The sequence below is a fragment of the Runella zeae DSM 19591 genome, from assembly GCF_000423565.1.
GTDB lineage: Bacteria > Bacteroidota > Bacteroidia > Cytophagales > Spirosomataceae > Runella > Runella zeae.
The window spans coordinates 338,951-356,803 of record NZ_KE384037.1; the positions used below are offsets into that span (position 1 = coordinate 338,951).

Annotated in this window: 14 protein-coding genes; 1 reads left to right on the forward strand and 13 read right to left on the reverse strand. The window is 43.1% G+C overall.

What is annotated here, in order from left to right; translation table 11 throughout:
- The 13 genes from tnpA to G563_RS0122325 all read right to left on the reverse strand — a co-directional run.
- Window positions 1-443: IS200/IS605 family transposase (gene tnpA / locus G563_RS35575; RefSeq protein WP_037327809.1), on the reverse strand; the 443-nt coding region annotated here is incomplete at its 3' end.
- Window positions 444-755: 312 nt separating this feature from the next.
- Complete coding sequence (locus tag G563_RS0122270; RefSeq protein ID WP_028667259.1) at window positions 756-1,970, reverse strand: cupin domain-containing protein; 1,215 nt, start codon at window positions 1,968-1,970, stop codon at window positions 756-758.
- 75 nt (window positions 1,971-2,045) lie between these two features.
- Window positions 2,046-3,095 (reverse strand): aldose 1-epimerase family protein, encoded by a 1,050-nt coding sequence (locus tag G563_RS0122275; protein ID WP_028667260.1) that lies wholly within the window; start codon window positions 3,093-3,095, stop codon window positions 2,046-2,048.
- 149 nt (window positions 3,096-3,244) lie between these two features.
- Window positions 3,245-4,054 carry an alpha/beta fold hydrolase gene (locus tag G563_RS0122280; protein WP_028667261.1) on the reverse strand — a complete coding sequence of 270 codons (810 nt, stop codon included), beginning with the start codon at window positions 4,052-4,054 and terminating at the stop codon, window positions 3,245-3,247.
- A 9-nt stretch (window positions 4,055-4,063) separates the two neighbouring features.
- Window positions 4,064-4,891, reverse strand: coding sequence for a sugar phosphate isomerase/epimerase family protein (locus tag G563_RS0122285; RefSeq protein WP_028667262.1), 828 nt, complete (start codon window positions 4,889-4,891; stop codon window positions 4,064-4,066).
- Between the two features lie 30 nt (window positions 4,892-4,921).
- The gene (locus G563_RS0122290) at window positions 4,922-6,004 is read right to left on the reverse strand and encodes a ThuA domain-containing protein (RefSeq protein WP_028667263.1); all 1,083 of its coding nucleotides are present in this window, start codon (window positions 6,002-6,004) and stop codon (window positions 4,922-4,924) included.
- Between the two features lie 38 nt (window positions 6,005-6,042).
- On the reverse strand, window positions 6,043-6,894 hold the full coding sequence (locus G563_RS0122295) for a sugar phosphate isomerase/epimerase family protein (protein ID WP_028667264.1): 852 nt from the start codon (window positions 6,892-6,894) through the stop codon (window positions 6,043-6,045).
- A gap of 137 nt (window positions 6,895-7,031) precedes the next feature.
- Window positions 7,032-7,829 carry a 3-keto-disaccharide hydrolase gene (locus G563_RS0122300; RefSeq protein ID WP_028667265.1) on the reverse strand — a complete coding sequence of 266 codons (798 nt, stop codon included), beginning with the start codon at window positions 7,827-7,829 and terminating at the stop codon, window positions 7,032-7,034.
- A 454-nt stretch (window positions 7,830-8,283) separates the two neighbouring features.
- Entirely contained in the window at window positions 8,284-9,903 is a 1,620-nt protein-coding gene (locus tag G563_RS35580) for an FAD-dependent oxidoreductase (protein ID WP_051211149.1), read from the reverse strand.
- Window positions 9,904-10,033: 130 nt separating this feature from the next.
- Window positions 10,034-11,500 (reverse strand): RagB/SusD family nutrient uptake outer membrane protein, encoded by a 1,467-nt coding sequence (locus tag G563_RS0122310; protein ID WP_028667266.1) that lies wholly within the window; start codon window positions 11,498-11,500, stop codon window positions 10,034-10,036.
- Between the two features lie 20 nt (window positions 11,501-11,520).
- Window positions 11,521-14,862, reverse strand: a complete 3,342-nt coding sequence (locus G563_RS0122315; RefSeq protein WP_084650942.1) for a TonB-dependent receptor — start codon at window positions 14,860-14,862, stop codon at window positions 11,521-11,523.
- 232 nt (window positions 14,863-15,094) lie between these two features.
- A complete protein-coding gene (locus tag G563_RS0122320; protein ID WP_028667268.1) occupies window positions 15,095-16,183 on the reverse strand; it encodes a FecR family protein in 1,089 nt (362 codons plus the stop codon).
- An 87-nt stretch (window positions 16,184-16,270) separates the two neighbouring features.
- Window positions 16,271-16,864, reverse strand: coding sequence for an RNA polymerase sigma factor (locus G563_RS0122325; RefSeq protein WP_051211132.1), 594 nt, complete (start codon window positions 16,862-16,864; stop codon window positions 16,271-16,273).
- Window positions 16,865-17,162: 298 nt separating this feature from the next.
- On the opposite strand from G563_RS0122325, the gene G563_RS0122330 reads away from it, so the two are divergent.
- Window positions 17,163-17,786, forward strand: coding sequence for a TetR/AcrR family transcriptional regulator (locus tag G563_RS0122330; protein ID WP_028667270.1), 624 nt, complete (start codon window positions 17,163-17,165; stop codon window positions 17,784-17,786).
- Window positions 17,787-17,853 lie beyond the last annotated feature (67 nt).

The following is a 17,853-nucleotide window of genomic DNA, read 5'->3' on the forward strand; positions in this document are numbered from 1 at the left end:
ATATATTTTTCATCAAATTCTATCTCAAAAAGCCTTAAAAACGCCATGTATTCTTCCCTAAATGTCTTTTTCTTATGATGCTCTTCCTGATTTTCGATGTATTTTATAATAGTTGGTAATTGAGATTGTCCGTATGAAAATGCACCATATCCCTCTTGCCAAGCAAATTTTTGACTCGTTAGTTTATTTTCATTTATCCACAATGATGTCATTTGTTTTATATCACGCACTAGATCGGAAAGAGATTGCGTGGTACGAAATCCAATCAGTATGTGAACATGATCTGGCATTCCATTTATAATCAATAATTTATGTCCATTGTTTTGAATAATGCCTGTGGCATATTTATATAAATCATTTTTCCATTTTTGTTGAATGATGGCTTGACGATATTTGACGGCAAATACCAGATGTACATGTATTTGAGTAAAGGTATTTGCCATGTTTACCAATATATAGCCCCTATGGGGCATCGTTGTTTTCCTATCGTTTGTTTTTACCGATATGTAACCCCTACGGGGTATTATTGATTTTGTTATTATCGTTTCTACCGATATATAGCCCCTATGGGGCATCGTTGTTTTCCTATCGTTTGTTTTTACCGATATGTAACCCCTACAGGGTATTGTTGAATTCTTCCTTATTCTATTATTTCTACCGATATACAGCCCCTAAGGGGTATTGTTGATTCTTCTTTACTGTTTATGTAAGCCCTACGGGGGCATCTTATCAGATTCCCCGTAGGGACTTTTGCTTTATTTAACTACTGTTAAATCAGGGTTATTAGGCCCAAAATGCTTCAACATCACGATGGGATCGGTTGAAGAATAGTTTGTAATGGTTACGCCTTCTTTAGCCGCTTTTTCTGTTACAAAAAACTCATCGTTGGTAAGTTGTCCATAGCGAATCAAAGCAGGCGTTTCGATATTCCATTCTCCCATTTTACCATGACCTTGCATCATAATCAAACCATACGCTGCACTATCTTTGATAGTAACTGTTTGACCTGGATATACGGTCAATTCTTTAGCACTAAACGCTTCCGAACGGTAACAAACCCATACTTCGTTGTATCCTTCTGTTTCTACATCAGGATTTACTGGGATAGGGCGCATAAAACGCGTTTCGAGAAGGTTGGGGTTGGTATTGAGATCCCAGTCGATTACTTCCATCAATTGGTCATAGTCACCAATACGCTCAGGAGGGGTACCGTTCCAAAGCAATTCTTCAGGAATGACGGCCTCATTTACGAGGGATTGATACATCGCAAATACATCTGATGCTTTTTGAGGCTCATAAGTACAAAGGCTACCTGGCGCGTGCAACATCCCCGGAGGCACATCCCAGCCTGTACCCGGAATCAGCGGGAAAGCTTGCGAATACATAGTGATTTTGTTGTCGCCTTTGGTGAAGTTCATCAAGCACTCTTTGATTTGCTCTTTGGTAGTACCGGGAGCAATTCCAAAAAAGGTATAAGGAAAGTCACCGCCGTGATTATTGAGCTGAGGGGGATAATAATAGGCTTCAGGTTTACCTAATTGACCAATTTTAGCAGCTTCTTCGTCATTGTGGTGAATATGGTGAGGAAGCGGCCCCATGTTATCAAAAAACTTAGAATACATTGGCCAGCTTTGGTATTCATCCCAAAGGCGGTCGCCGATGATTTCACCCTTTAGCTCATCAATGACATCTTTCAAGAGGATTTGCTCGGTTTGTCCTCCCTCTTCATATACTACTTTACTGAGTCCTTCATGCTCGCCAGTGAGTGGGCCATTTTTGGCAGGAGTAGTTGACGATAACCAACGCTCATCAATACCGCCACGTACACCACCCAATACATAATAATCGTCGGGGTGAAGTTTGATACGGCGCCCTGGTACACAAAAAGAGCGAGGTACCCACGTAGGAGCTAAGCGTAAAATTCCTTTGCCTTGTTCAAGCGCTTTTGCTGCTAAACTTAAATTTGCCATTGTATTGTTATAATAAGTGCTTTTGCACGATTGAATTGATATGTGTTTGTTTTTAGAAAGATTCTTTGTGAGGATTTAGGCTTCGCTGCCCCGCACATCTATGGTTAAGTCATAGGTACGACGCTCACCAGGAGCAAGATAGATGAGCGTGTTTTGGGCTCGGGCACTTGCCTGTCCAATAGGCGGATGCGTACCTGGCTCTAGCCCTGTAACATATTCATTTTTGCCCCAATGTTGCCAGTTGGTAAGATGAGGCAATTGATCCTTTTGGAAATAGAGCTTTAGGGTGACTCCCAAATTAGGATTATGTAAGCCACACATACAGCGTCCTGCCTCATCAGCAGTAGGGTCGATAAAGGCTACCTCTTCTCCCGAACCAAGGTGGTCGTCGGGCGGTGGAGGGCAAGTTTTAAAATCATTTCCTTCTTTGAATATTTTGGCTTTTTCGGGGCCAAAACGAGGTTGCCAATCTCCTTCCCACAAGATTTGAGTACCTTCATCGGCCAAGGGCCAACCAAAATTGAAATGATATAACAGCATCAAGGGTGCGGGGGTATTTCCTCGATTCAGTACTTCGTCGTGGATACGCAATACGGGTTCACCAAGGGTACTAGAAATAGTACGACGTAGCTCCAAACTAGGCCCGAAGATTTTTGTTTCACGCATTATGCCTGTGATACTCATCTCCATTTTGCCAGCCAAAGGGTCGGGCTGAACGATAGATTCTATTTCGGCGGCGATATTACTGATTTGTCCGTGAAGGCCCCGCTCGCCGTATTCGTCTGATTCAGGGCCTCCTACGTGTGAGAGACCGCAAGTCGTCAGAAGACCGCCCGTGAAAGTCCTTAACCAATCGATGCCTTTGTCAGAAAAGGGCTGTGGCGACATCACACCTGCATGACTTATCCACGCCAAACCATGTTGATTATAAAAAGCATCAGCAATATCCATAGCACGGTCTATGACGACTTTGTACCTTAAACCTGCTCCTGTATTAAACCAAGCCACGCGAGTACCTCGTCCTGCGCCATTGTCAATCACCGACGTCTCGATACCTCCCCATTGTGCTACATTTGAAAGTTTATTGGTCCAAGATGGTTTTGATGCTTCGGTGCTTTTGTTCATCGGCTATGTCTAAAAATTAAGGTTAAATAGGATTTTGAATGCCTCTTCGTTGGACATTCATACACTCTCAAATTTTTGCAATAAGTTGATTTATAAAAATTATTAAAAGTTGAATATAATGCACTAATCAAATAAAAAATTATGATTTTTTAATGCACCAATAACCAACTTTTAACTCTTTCATTAAAATCTTCTAGTTTTTCGAAATGGAAAATATGCCCTGCTTTTTCGTATAAGTACAAATCAGCTTTGGGAATTGCCTTGGCTACTTCTTCGGCCATCCATACAGGGGTGAAAATATCTTCTTTGCCCCCAATGACCAACGCCGGTTGGGTAAGCGACGAAAGAGCTTCTAGCGCATTGTGTGTAATACACGCCCATGCTTGTCCTTCAAGGGCATGTAGAGGTTGTGGCTCGGCTCCAATAGCTGCTTGCTGACGGCCTTCGGCTAGTTCGGCGGCTACTTTTTCATCGTCCCAAGAGGCTTTAGAATAAATCAATAACTGAATATAGTGGCTAAATTCTTCGGGGCGAAAACGTGCTTTGCAAGTCATGATGTGTTGAAAAATTGCCTTTGCCACATTGTCGCAGCGAGCCCAAGGGCACATTAGCACCAGTGAATTCACTTTTTGAGGATGGCGAATCGCCAATTGCTGCGCGATAGTACTACCCATAGAGCAACCCACTACTTTTACTTTTTCGAGATTGAGGGCATCCAGCAGACCTGCATAGTCGTCGGCCATTTGAGCGGTAGTATATGGACCAGCAGGTTTATCGGTTTTTCCTACGCCACGGTTATCGACCACAATGCACCGAAAGTATTTTTCCCAATAAGCCACATGAGGCTCCCACACCGACCCAGAAGCCGTAATGCCCATAATCAGCAACAAGGGCTGCGCTGAGGCAGAGCCACGCTCTTCGTAGTATAGCTTGATTCCGTTGGTTTCTACAATAGGCATCCGTATTGATTATTTTAGGTTCGGAATAAGTTCGTTTGTAATCCAGCGACCATCATGTAAGGTTACAAAATCAGGGTCTTCTAATGCTTCTGCCCCTTCATCTTCGCAGATAATCCAGCCACCATAATTAATATCTTTGAGCCACTGCGTGATAGAGACCAAATCCACTTTGCCTTTCCCCATAAGTGCGAACTCAGGTGCGCCATCCCAATCTTTATAATGAACGTGATTGATAAGCGACTGATATTCTTTCATTTTGGAGAGGGGATCCATATCGCCATTGATGATGTGACCTACATCGGGAGTCCAACCTGTAACACGCGTATCAAGCGACTCTAAGACTATTTTGTAATCTTCTTCGGTACGAATAATAGAACTATGAGGAGAATTGGGATGAAAACTACATTCGATCCCTTTTTCTTTGGCACGAGCCGAAACGGTATTCACAATGTTTACCAAACTTTTCCGACGTTCTTCTAGGTTATGACGTCCCGTTGGGATTTGTACGGTATTCAATACCGCTCCCGGAAAGTGTGTCAATAAACTAATGGCATTGTCGGCTACGATGCGTTCATTTTCCGACTCTTCGGCTCCGTTCCATTCTTGTGCCAATGCCAAGGCCGCTAATTCAATACCTTGTTCTTTGAGCTTGGCAGCCAAACGCTCAGGGTCTACCAAATCGCCCATCCAAGTAAAAATAGGTTGAATTCCGGTAAAGCCTGCTTGCGCAATGATTTCAATCATGTGTCCTAAACGTCCTTGGTGGGTTTGGCCGTTGCCACTCATAAACCAAGTATATACCTCTGAACCAAAACGAAACGGAAGTTTTTCTGTCATTTTTATAATATGTCAAATGAATTTAAAAAATCACTTTTTTTCTTTTTTCACCACTTCACCGGGCATAATCAACGAATCCCAACCTGCTAAATCGGCTGGTTTGACATTGGCTTTATAACCCGTAAAATTGAAAGTAGTAGGCTTATAAGGCCCTACAAAATCAATATCACTATTGGGTTTGATTTTCTTTTCAAGACCCATTGTCCAAAAAACAGCGTTGATGAGCATTCGCCGAAAACCCTCATTGAGCAAATCCTCAGAAGCTCCGTGAGTAGTAGCAAATACCCGTCCGCTTGCGCCCGATTCTAAGGTATAATTGCGCACCCAAGCCACGGGCAGAAGTTTTTTGTTGGGATCTGCTGCCGCGTCGGGAGTCATACCGTTGAGTACTTCGCCTCGTGCGATTACGGTAGCATTTTTGGGGTCAGCGGTGTAGCCACCTGACTGTACCCACATATCTTTGACACCTTTTAGTATTGCATGTTTTGCTTGTTCTTTTTCAGGAATAAGTCGTGACGATTGTTTGTGGTTTGTACCATAATGCGACACCCATGTTTCGCCTAGCACCACTTCTCCAAACCCATCCTTCCAGGCAGTTTTGGGGCCTTTATAATTCCAGCCGTAGTGCTCCCATGTAGGATCATTTTTAATATCAAAAGCGTGAGTTGCGGTACGAAGACCAATGACGGGTTTGCCACGTTTTAGATAATCATCAATGTGTTGCATTTCGGCGTTTTCAAAATGTGAAAAACGCGTGAAAATAAACATCAAATCAGCCTTATCTAACACTTCTAATCCTCGTAAGTTGGAGCTGCCGGGTAGGATATTACCTTGGTCGTCGAGAGCAAAAATCACCGTGCAAGTAAATCCAAAACGCTTCGCTAATATCCGTGCCAAAGCAGGCAAGTTTTCTTCGCCGCGATATTCATGGTCAGAAGCAATGAAAACAATGTTTTTCCCTACGCCAGGCCCTTTTTCTCCTTGATATACAACACGGTATTTTTCTAAATCGGCTTTTGTATCAGCCTTTCGGGAAGGGATGGGAGAGATTTGGAAACTGCTACCAACCGCCAAAAAAGATAAAAGCAACAACAGACGCTGAATATGTTTCATATAAAAGGTGTAGGATTTCGGATAAACAATAAAAAAGACTAAAGTCCGTGCTTAGCTCCCATTTCTTTGATAAACTTTAATCCTTCTTCGGCAATGTGCCAAGGGTCGTTGTATTCACGCCACACGTTGATAGCATTGGCAAAATCGGGGTCATTTCGAGAAAAAGCCTCAATGGTAAGCCATCCTTTATAGTCTATCGCAGCTAAAGAAGAGAAAGCCGCATCCCAAGGCACATGACCATCACCGGGGGTTCCTCGGTCATTTTCGCTGATGTGTACATGACTCAGTACAGGCGCAATCGTATTGATAGCTTTATCGTATTTTTTTTCTTCGATATTGGCATGGTGCGTATCAAACATAGCCCTTACATGGACATGGTCAGCCATTTTTACCAATTTCGACAATTGCTCCATAGTATTACAGAGATAGCACTCAAAACGATTGAGTGCTTCTATCGCCAACACGATATTGGCCGAAGCGGCATGTTCGCCAGCCGCATGAAGCACTTCAGCACTGCGCGCATACTCTTCTTCTAATGCTGGATGTGCTGCAAAGTGGGCGTGTGCCGAATGGAAAGGCCCACACAATACGGTCGAATTGAGGTCATGCGAGCGGTCGATGGCCCATTTGATGCGGTCGAGGGATTTGGCTCGTACCGTGGCAGACTCGTGAATAGGGTTCATGTCAGGGCTTACCACTGTTACGGTAGTTACTCCTAATTCCAATGAACGAGCATGCTCTCCCACTTTTTTGTACATCGCATCGTCAGGTGCGCCCACAAAAAACTCAACGCCGTCGTAACCGATTTTTTTCAATCGGTCGAGGATTGGAAAAAGTTCTTCCGACATTCCTGCCGACCAAGCCAATACGTTAAAACCTATTTTGTTCATCTTAATTTTGAGCCTATTTAATTTTAAGTTAAAGGGTCAACTATGGTGGATTTCAGTTGACAATTGTGGATAATGTACGGATTTTTATAAAAACAGTGCCAAGGTGAAAACTCACCTTGGCTCATCCAATCTTTATTTTACAACTGCTTGATGCGTAAATTACGGTATTGTACTTTCATGGGCGGGCCTACGTGCACTTGTACACCCAACAACCCACTCGCTTTGCCATTGACGGTATCTTCGTCGATTACTTCGCTCATCAGCACGCCGTTGATGTAGTGTTTGAGGTGATTGCCTTTGATGACCAAATGAAACTCATTCCAGTCTTCGCTTTTGATCAATGTTTTGAGAGAATCGCTGCTGCCCAACGAACCGGTCACGGTCAGATTAGTCCAGGCATTTCTTTGTACTTTAGAGCGTACCGCTTGAGGGGTGGCTTCGCCTGAATAAGGACTGATATTGGTTTTTTGACCACGATAAGCCAGCGTTGTACGTCCGCGTTCTTCGTAGTTTTGACCTGTATAATTAATCTTTCCGTCAATATCTGCTTGGTATCCTTTCAAAGCAAATGGAACATCTGGAACGCGCACACTACGATAATTGATTCCAGAGTTGCCAGCAGCGGCGATATTGAACTCCCCTTTCAACTCAAAATCGGCAGGCTCGCCCCCTTGCCAAATGATAAACGAATTGGCTTTTAACAGCGTAGCGGGGGTGATTTCTCCCACCAAATTTCCGTTTTCAACCCGCCAATAGGTAGGATCACCTTCCCAGCCATCTAACGATTTTCCGTCAAATATTTTTACAAAACCCTCTTTGTCTTTCTTTGCCTTTTTTGCTTTTTTCCCTTGGCTTATGGCATCGAAGCTAATCGATACAAAAAGGGCTGCTATCAAGCCCAACGTGAAATATCTAAGTTTGGAAGTACTGATCATTATTATGTTGCGTTTGATTGTATGATTTTTTGTTGGTTTCGGCGGCATTTGGCTCTCTTTACTATTTAACTCCTCAACAAGAGTCAATATTATATTCAAATATTTCTAAAAACACAACGGATTACTATCCTTTACATACCTGTTCGATGAAGTTTAGGTGAGATAAAAATGCTTTTTGTTTAGAACATTCAAGGAATAAAATATTGATTATCAGTTAGCTTAAAATTTCACTTATTTGCTTCACCGTTCTCTTTTTGAAAGAGATATTTGAATATTTTACTAGATTATTTGCGCATCTAGCTTTCAAATCTTTCCTCTATTTATTGTTGTATTTTGTTTTTTAAAGAAAGCTCTGGGCAATTACTACCCCTGTTTTTTGGCTAAAAACGCCAAATAAAAAGCCCCAGCGAAAATCACTGAGGCTTTTGGGATTACTAACCAATTGTAAAGTATTTTACCACTCCAAGCGTTGTTTATCTTTGAGCAAAACTTCCTTCAATTTCTCGTAGGGTAGCTTTTGTGGCGACACTTTACTATCTATCGCAAGGGCGGCGGCTGTAGCAGCCGACTGCCCCAATATCATAAATACCGGCTCCATCCGAATTGACCCATAAGCAATGTGAGAGCTTGATACACAGACCGATACCAGCAAGTTGTTGCATTCATTTTCTTTGGGCAAAATCGACCCGTAAGCAATCGAGTAAGGCTTGTCGGGATGCACTCCGATGTCACCTTCATTTTGTACATAGCCATCTTCGGTCACAAACCGCTGTGCATTGTGAGAATCCAATGCATACGAACCCATCCCAATCGGATTAGGCACTTTGGTTTTGCCAAGGGCGTCGGCTTCGGTCATTACAAACTCCCCAAGCATACGGCGAGCTTCACGGATGTAAAGCTGATGTGGCCATCCGCCATTGTCTTTAAACTCGTCTTTGGGTAGCCCCCATTGCTTCATTTTATCTTGTACGTCGGCTGGTACCCGCGAATCATTTTGAAGGAAATACATCAAGCCTTTTTGGTACAACTCATGCTCTTTGATGATTTGGCGGCGACGCTCGTAGGAGGCATTGGGATAATCATAGTTTTTGCCAATATAGTCGGTACTAAAAGGCCCGTGATTGTTGGTGTCGGTTTTGCGGTTAGGAATGGGGTCAAACTTGTCGTAAGTTTCGCGCCATCCTGCCTTAAACACGCGTGCATAAAGTTCGTAGCGATTGGGGTCATAGCCTTCGGGTTTAGGAAAAGGAATCCGATTGTCGGGGTGATTGCTCAAACACATCCGAAAACAATACGCCTGAATCTTGTCGTCGCCTTCGCCGTTTTTGCCGGGAGGCAAAGCCGATACTTCTGGCAACAACCCGCTTTTAGGGTCTCCTTCTATTTTGTAAGGACTGATTTTGTCTTTGAAATAATGACGATGCTGAAAAACGCCCACTTGTACGCCGTTCCATTTTTCGTTGTAAACACTATTGGCTTCGCGGCCCACGTGAAACTTGACTCCAGCGGCAGCCATCAAATCGCCTTCATAAGTAGCATCAATAAACATTTTTCCTTCGTACACATTACCACTCAAAGTACGGATTGAAGTAATGCTCCCTCCTTTCTTAGTAATGCCTTTGGCAGAACGGTCGAGCCACTCGTTGCGATAAATAGTAAGTCCGTATTCTTTCACAAAATCTTCATAAACTCCTTCAGCAGCATGAGGTTCAAAAATCCACATGGTGCGGTTGGCTCCGTCGAGAGCAGGGGTACCTTGACCTTTGTTTCCATACTCTTCTTTTTTCTGCCATTGCCATGAAGCATCTTTCTGATAATGCTGATATAAACGTTGATAAAATTCCCGCGAAAGGCCTCCAATCACTTCTTTGTTGCCCGTATCAGTAAAACCCAAGCCCCCCGACGTAAGTCCGCCGAGGTGTTTGTCGGGAGATACAACAATGACTGATTTACCCATTTTTTTGGCTTGGACGGCCGCAATCACCGCCGACGAAGTTCCTCCATATACGATAATATCCGCTTTGCGCGTAGCCACCACGGTTTGGGCATCCGCTGAAGTAGCTTTTGAGCCCATTTTATGGCTTGAAAACAGCAAAACGCATGGAATCAACCACGTCAAAAACATATTTCTTTTCATCAGAATGCAGAGTTGTTTTGGTTTAAAATAAAGACTGATCAGGTATTTTTTTACTGTTGAAATGTGCCTAATAGCCAGGGTTTTGATCCGAAGCTGATAAGTCAGGATTATTGTCCATTTCTTGTTTCGGAATAGGCCACATCAAATGAGTATCTTTGACATCTTTGCCACGAGCAGTTTTGATAACCTCTTTTAATTTGGTAGTGCCTAGCCGTTTAAGATCGTACCAGCGACTCGCTTCCATCATAAATTCATAGGCTCTTTCGGTCATAACCAAATCTCTAAATGAAGCAGCCGATAGTCCTGCCAAAGAAAAATCAACGGGCGAGGTAGTGGTAGATAAATAGCCATAGGCTCTACGGTGTACTTTGTTGAGTGCTTCGAGTGCTTGGGCGGTAGGCCCGCCATTGGCTTGACTTGCCGCTTCGGCATAGATAAGAAGCGCTTCGGCATATCGCAATACTGGAAAATCATTGCCGGCAGGATTGGCGGGCAAATCCCTAAACTTACGGAAGCAAATCGGTTCAGCAGCCGGAAAAGTAGTCAATCGGCCACTACGATTGGTATAGGACGAATACAAATTGTAGTCTTTGCGAAGGTCTTTATCGGACCAATTGCGGATGAGGGGCAACGTAGGCAAGGTAAAATGGGCTCTTACTCCCGTAGTATAAGGGCCATCTGCCGGGTGTTGATAGCTCGGATACCCCCAGCCTTGCCCCGTAATACGAGCATATTTGATATAAAATACTTCTTCGGGCGTAGTGGCTAAATCTGCCCCGAAGAGTTTTTCGAAATCATCAGAGGTTTTGACTTCTACCAAAGAATACACACCCGACTTTATTACTTCGTCGGCTTTGTCGCGCGCACCTGCCCAGTTTTCGCGCGTTAAATACACACTCGCTAGCAGCAACTTAGCCGCTCCTTGGGTAGGACGCCCCGCTTGCCCAGCAGATACTGTTTTGGGGAGGGAGTTTTCGGCAAATTGCAAATCTTCAATGATGAGTTTATAGACTTCTTCTACCGAAGCTCTTTTTCCTCTAGTCTGTGATACCTCAAAAATAGGCGCTGTACGTAAAGGCACTCCCCCATAATTTCTTACCAAATTATAATAATTGAAGGCCCTCAAAAACCGCGCTTCGGCCACAATCGTGTTTTTGTCGGCTTCGCTTACCGAAGCGACGTTGGGCGTAACCTGAATCACGATATTGGCCGAATTGATACTTTGGTACAAATCTCTCCATACGGCATCGGTACGGGCGATGTTGGTCCCGTCCAATCCCTGAAATTCACTCACGGGTATTTGAGTACCCCGCGAAATACAATAATCGGTCATCCCATTTAGCTGCGCGGGGTAGTTGGTCCCGTAGGAATTGGCTCCCCGCACTTGTGAATAAACCGCATTGAGGGCGGCAATCAAATCATCCTTGCTCTGATAGAAGTTTTCTTGAGACAGACGGTCGGTGGGAACTTCTTCCAACAGGCGTTCACAGGAGGTAAGGAATAAGACCAAGCAAGCAAAAAATATCTTTTTCATATTCGATTTCATTTAGGGAATTAAAAACCAAGACGAGCGCCAAGGGTGATTGTTTTGGCAACCGGATAACCAAACTGATCCACGCCAGGGCTGATAGACGTACTGCCACCTAGGGTGCTTACTTCGGGGTCATACCAAGAGTATTTGGTAAGCGTGAGTAGGTTTTGACCACTTACATATACTTGGGCTTTGCGCAGCCATTTGATGCCTGAGGTCGGGATGTTGTAGGCCAGCTGAATGTTTTTCAAACGCATGAAAGAGCCATTTTCAACATACCGATCAGATTCTCTAAACTTGGTATTGACACTGACCTTTGGATACTTAGCATTGGGGTTGGGGTTTTGCGGTGTCCAACGATTGAGGTATAAATCTTTGATTTGATTTTCCCCAAAATTGAAACTGTTGGCAAAACTCGCCACGTTGAAATTAAACAAATCTACCCCCTGAACTCCTTGAAGAAACAGATTGAATTCAAAGTTTTTGTAATAAGCCGAGGAGCTAAAACCAAAAATAGCTTTAGGGTTGGGATTACCGATTATGGTTTTATCATTGGTATTGATAATACCGTCGTTGTTGAGGTCTTTAAAAACAATTTCTCCTTTTTCATTGAGTCCGTTTTCTTGGTAGCCAAAGAAAACACCTACGGGCTGCCCTACTCTCACCAAACTTACGGGTACTCCTAAGGGGTTTTGTAAAGCAGCGCCAAAAATATCGCTGCCTCCTACCAAGTACTTGACTTTATTACGGTTGAAAGAAGTATTGGCTGAAATATCCCATTTGAATTCGCCCGAAAACACATTGGCATCTATTCCAAGTTCGACACCAGAGTTTTGGATTTCGCCGATGTTTTGAGTCGTACTAGCATATCCCGCCGAAGTAGGAAGGGATACAATGGCCAACAAATCTTTGGTGTCTTTCATATAATAATCGGCGGTAACTCGAAGGCGATCCTGCAAAAAACCTAAGTCCACCCCAATGTCGGTTTGAGTGGTGGTTTCCCACTTCAAGGTAGGATTTGACAAACTGCTGCTAGGGGCATAGCCGATTGCCAAATCATTTCCAAAAATAGTCTGATAAGAACTCAAGCTATTGAGGGTTTGGTAAGGGCCAAGGGCGGTATTGCCGGTTTGTCCCCACGACACTCTGAATTTCAAATCCGATAAAATCGTTTGCTGTTTCATGAAATCCTCCTCAATCGCTCGCCAAGCAAAAGCGGCAGAAGGAAAATAGCCCCATTTATTGTTTTTCCCAAACCTAGACGACCCATCGGCCCGATAGCTTGCGGTGAGCAAATAGCGATCTTTGAAAGTGTAATTCACCCTTCCCAAATAAGACAAAAGTGTCCATTCAGAAGCACCACTCCCTGGGATTCCGGGCGTAGCCGCTCCTTGTAGAGCATTGGTAGTGAGCACATCTGAAGCAAATCCGCTACCACCTGCACTCAAAGAGTTGTTTTTTTGGTTTTGGTAAGTCAATCCTGTTGTTACGGTCAAGCTATGGTTTTGTCCCCAAGTACGCGCATAGTTGAGGATATTTTCGTTGAGGAGATTGGTCTGACGCGAAGTAGACACCGAAGCCGAACCAGAAGGAGAAGTAGATAGTTTTCGAGTAGAATATTGGTCTCTTCGATTGTTGAATGCTTCTATCCCCCCTGATACTCTCAATGTAAGACCTTTGAGGATCTCATAGTTAATGGCAGTGTTGGCCAATACATAGTCTTGCACATCTTGGTCACGGCGCTCGTTGACCAAAGCAAAAGGATTGAGCAATACATTGGAACTAAACGAATAAGGTACCACATTGCTATAATCACCCTGAGGGGTAAAAGGAGCCACGGTAGGGGGCGCTACCAAAATAGCCGAAAGAGCGCCATTGCCACGGTTACTGTTTTCGCCATCGATGCGGCGCTGATTGAGGCGGCTCAGTATCATACTGAAATCAAAGGTCAATTTGTCATTGACGCGGTGATTGATGTTGCCGCGTATGGTTCCTTTTTTATAACTAGAATTGGGAACAATGCCATCTTGCGACAAAATATTGGTAGAAAAAGAATATTGCATACGCTCAGTACCTCCCGAGAAGGTAGCACCGTGGTTTTGAATAGGTGCCGACCGTAGCAATTCTTTTTGCCAATTGGTCCCTTCTCCAAAACTAGCAATCTCTTGGGCCGTGAAAAATGCACTAACGCCATCGTTGGCAGCACGCTCGTTGGCGATTTCGGCCATTTCGCGGGCATTCATCATTTCAATAAGTTTGGTAGGAGATTGTACTCCATAAAAACTCTCTACGTCTATTTGACTTTTACCTGCTTTTCCTTTTTTGGTAGTCACAATCACCACGCCATTGGCACCTCTAGAACCATAAATAGCCGTGGCTGAGGCGTCTTTAAGAACTTCAATAGATTCAATATCAGAAGGGTTGAGGGCTGATAAGCTTCCTGATAGCGCAAATCCATCCACTACATACAAAGGCTCATTGCTAGCGCGTAGCGAATTCCCTCCACGGATTCGCACTGAAATCGACGCCCCAGGGGCTCCCGAGTTTTGAATAACTTGAACCCCTGATACGCGCCCTTGGATACCTTGTACGGGTGTGGTGATAGGAAAAGCTGTGATGTCTTTGGCTTTGACCGAAGCTACCGAGCCTGTCAAGTCACTTTTTTTGACTTGACCATAGCCAACAACCACGATTTCACCCAACGACTTAATATCTGTTTTGAGTTTGATATCGACAGAAGTCTGATTTCCAATCGCAATTTCTTGGGATTCATAGCCCACAAAACTAAACACCAATACGGCGTTGTTGTCGGGTACTACTAGCGTGTAGCCTCCGTCTGCTCCGGTGATTGTACCTTTGTTGGTTCCTTTGACCAATATACTTACCCCCGGCAATCCTAAACCCGATTCGTCGGTTACCGTTCCTTTGATAGGCTGCTCGATAAGCATCTGATTGGTCCGTATTTCCGAACGAGGGCTTTCGGGAGTAAGGTTAGAAGGAGTGGTGATACGGTTGAGCAATATCTTATTGCCTACTACTTCATACGTGAGATTAAGAGGGCGCAATAGACCATCCAAAATAGTAGCAAGCCGTTCATTTTTCGCTACGAGCGTCACTTTACGTTTCGACGCAATAATCTGTGGGCTGTACATAAAATGCACATCGGCGACTTTCTCAATGCGCTCAAGCGCACGCCCTATTTCTTGATTCGATACTTGAATCGAAACCTTGCGTTCGAGTAGTTCTTGGGCTTGAGTATCTATGGCATACCCCAGAGAGGTGCATAGAATTGTGATGAAAATTTGATAACAAGTGATTCGCATGATTTTGAGCAGAATCTTGCTGAATTGTCGATGTTTTGACATAACTTTGATCTTTGTTGGTTTACAAGATTGACAAAAACATCCCCGCACTCGCCTGAGAACGAGTGTTGTGAAAGCCTGAGAAACTTTGGGGAATCCTAAGCCGGTGATGCGGACACATCGCCGGCTTTTTGTTGGTTGGGAGTTGAGCGTAATTTTAGGTCATTCGGAATACAAAAGGGGGTTAGGTAAAACAATCATTAAAGCATCTATGTAAAGTCTTTTTTTAAGAGCCTCATTTACAACCTTTTCCTGTCACTACAATTTGGGCATCTATCAGTTCGTACTGCGCTTCGAGTACCTTACAAATCAGTTCCATTTTTTCTAACAAAGGCTCATCAGAGAGGGTAGCGGTGAGTTCACAACCTCCCATCAAATCTTCGTCATATACTATTTTGACGCCGTACGCTTTTTCTAATACATCAAATACATCCGATACAGGAGCTTGTCTAAACTCGAAGCTTTGCTGCTGAATCTCAGGCAAAGCAAGGAGTTGGGGTTTTTCAACGAGAGAGCGTACGAGTCGGTTATCGGCTCTACTGTAAGTCACTTGCTGATTGGGCGTAAGTACCAGCCCTGTAAGTTCTCGACTTGATTTTTGATCCTGCGAGGCGGTCTCTTGTGCAAACACCGATACTTTCCCCGTCTTGACGATGACCTTTACTTCTTGGTCTTTGTCATAAGCTCTGACCGTAAAAGAAGTACCAATCACCTTGGTAATCAAACCATTAGCAAAAACAAAAAAGGGTTTATTCGGATTTTTGGAGACCTCAAAAAAAGCCTCTCCCGACAATACAACTTCTCTTTTATCCGCCAAAAAAGTGGTAGGATAACTAATACTAGTCTCGGGTTGAAGTACCACTGAGCTACCATCGGAAAGCGTAACAGACTGAGGAAAAGAAGTCGTGTTGGTAAATTCTAAAAGTTTAACCTCATCTTTGAACTGCCCTACCACTTGCTGATAAGGTGTAATGTGTATTTTTTGTTTTTCATAATAAAGCAGCCACCCAATCATAAAAAGAGCGATTGCCGCTACTCCAATTTTGAACCAAGTTTGTTGCCAAAGGGGAATTATCATGCTGCGCTTATCAGCTATCTGCACCAATTGATGTATGGCCTCGTCAATTTCTTCTTCCAAAATCTCGTCTTGGGCTTGATAAAGTGACAATACAAGCGCTTGAGCTTGTTTGACAGTGGCTGTTTTAGCAGGGTTGTTTTCTATCCAATTCTTCCAAAAATGGTGTTCTTTCCCCTCCAAAACCCATCCTCTAAACGAGTCGTCGAGGGCGAGAGCTTCAGGGGTATATGTGGTATAATCAATCATAGAATAAATTGTACTTAAATACCTTGTTATATTGAGATAGACACCTCTATGAAGTGCATACTCACTTAAATGCAATTTTTTTTGAATTTACTTCCAAAAAAGAAGCAATAACTTGGCGACAGAAAACCAGTTGGTTTTGAGAGAAGTAAGGGCTCGGTGGAGCAAATTAGCCACTGATTGGCGGTTCATGTCCAGAATCTCGGAGATTTGGTCGTTGGAGAGATTCTCATAAAATTTCAGAAAAATGATTTCTTGCTGACGTTTGGGGAGCTTAGACAAAGCGGTTTTGATTTTCTCCTCATTTTCAAGAAAAAGCTCACTTTCAATCCAACTAGACTCTGCCGATATATGATCCGACAGAGGTATTTCGGTATCGAGGTCTTCGGCGTCGGTAAACTTTCTTTCTTGGCGTATTTTACGGAACAAGTTATTTCTGAGGGCTTTGATAAGATAGATACGCACAAAAGGCGTCTGTGTCAAGTAGTCGCGCCGCTCCCATAGCTCCAAAAACAAATCTTGAATACAGTCTTTGACTACTTCGCGGTCTTTGGTAAATTTTATGGCATAATTAAACAATGCACGGTAATGACGGCGAGAAAGCAGCCCAAGGGCCTCACTGTCTCCTTCTTTGAAACGCTCCCAGAGGCGTTCTTCTTCGATATGAGAGAGGTTGTCTTTCAAATGTACGCCTATCTATTTTGGATGTCAAAATAACAAACAAAGTATTATAAATCATACTATTTTTTATGCGTTCAGTACTAATTTGCTTTCATCAGTTATTTATACAACACAAAGGGTCGGTGGGGCGCAAATCATCAGTATATCTTCTCTTTTAGGCAAAAAAGTGGGACATAAAGAATATAAAATTGTATAAATTTTTGTTTTAAACAAATGTTTAAAATTTTAAGTTAAAATAGTTTGTTAGTTAAATTATCCAATATTAACTTTGGCGCAGGTTAATGAAAACAGAGAAGAAAACGTGGCGTGTATAACTCAATCTAGTGAAGAAAAAATCAAAGAAGCAGCGAAATCTGTTTTTTTGAAGAAAGGATACGCTGGTACAACAGCGCGGGACATTGCGGAGGCAGCCAACATGAATATTGCCCTTACCAACTACTACTTTAGGAGTAAGGAGAAGCTTTTTGTTGAGATTTTTAAGGATTTATTTTCGCTTTATTGCAACAATACACTTCAGATTTTTGAGAAGCCCATTTCGCTTAGAGAGAAGCTAATTGAATTGATTGAGGCTGATTTTCAAGTGATGAAGACAGAACCTGCCTTGGTTTTGTTTTTGATGACTGAGATTCAACGCGACGGGAGTCGGCTATTGCCGGAGCTGAATAAGTTAAAAGAATTGTTACATGGGCATTTGACGGCTCATATCGAAGAAGAAGTAAGTAAAGGCACTATGCGTAAAATTCCAACCGAAAGCATCATGCCTCTGATCATGGGAAGTCTTCAATTTGTGTTTGTTGGTAAAAATCTTACCATGAAAATGTACAATTGCTCGGAGGAGGAGTTTAATCAGTTTGCCGAAAATCATAAGAATATAATCATTGATATGATTACGGAATATTTATTTATTTCGGAAGAAGTGATGTAGTTGTTTAACATTTTCTTCTGAAACATTGTTTGTAGTTGTAAGTTAATATTTGCCTTATCTGCAATCC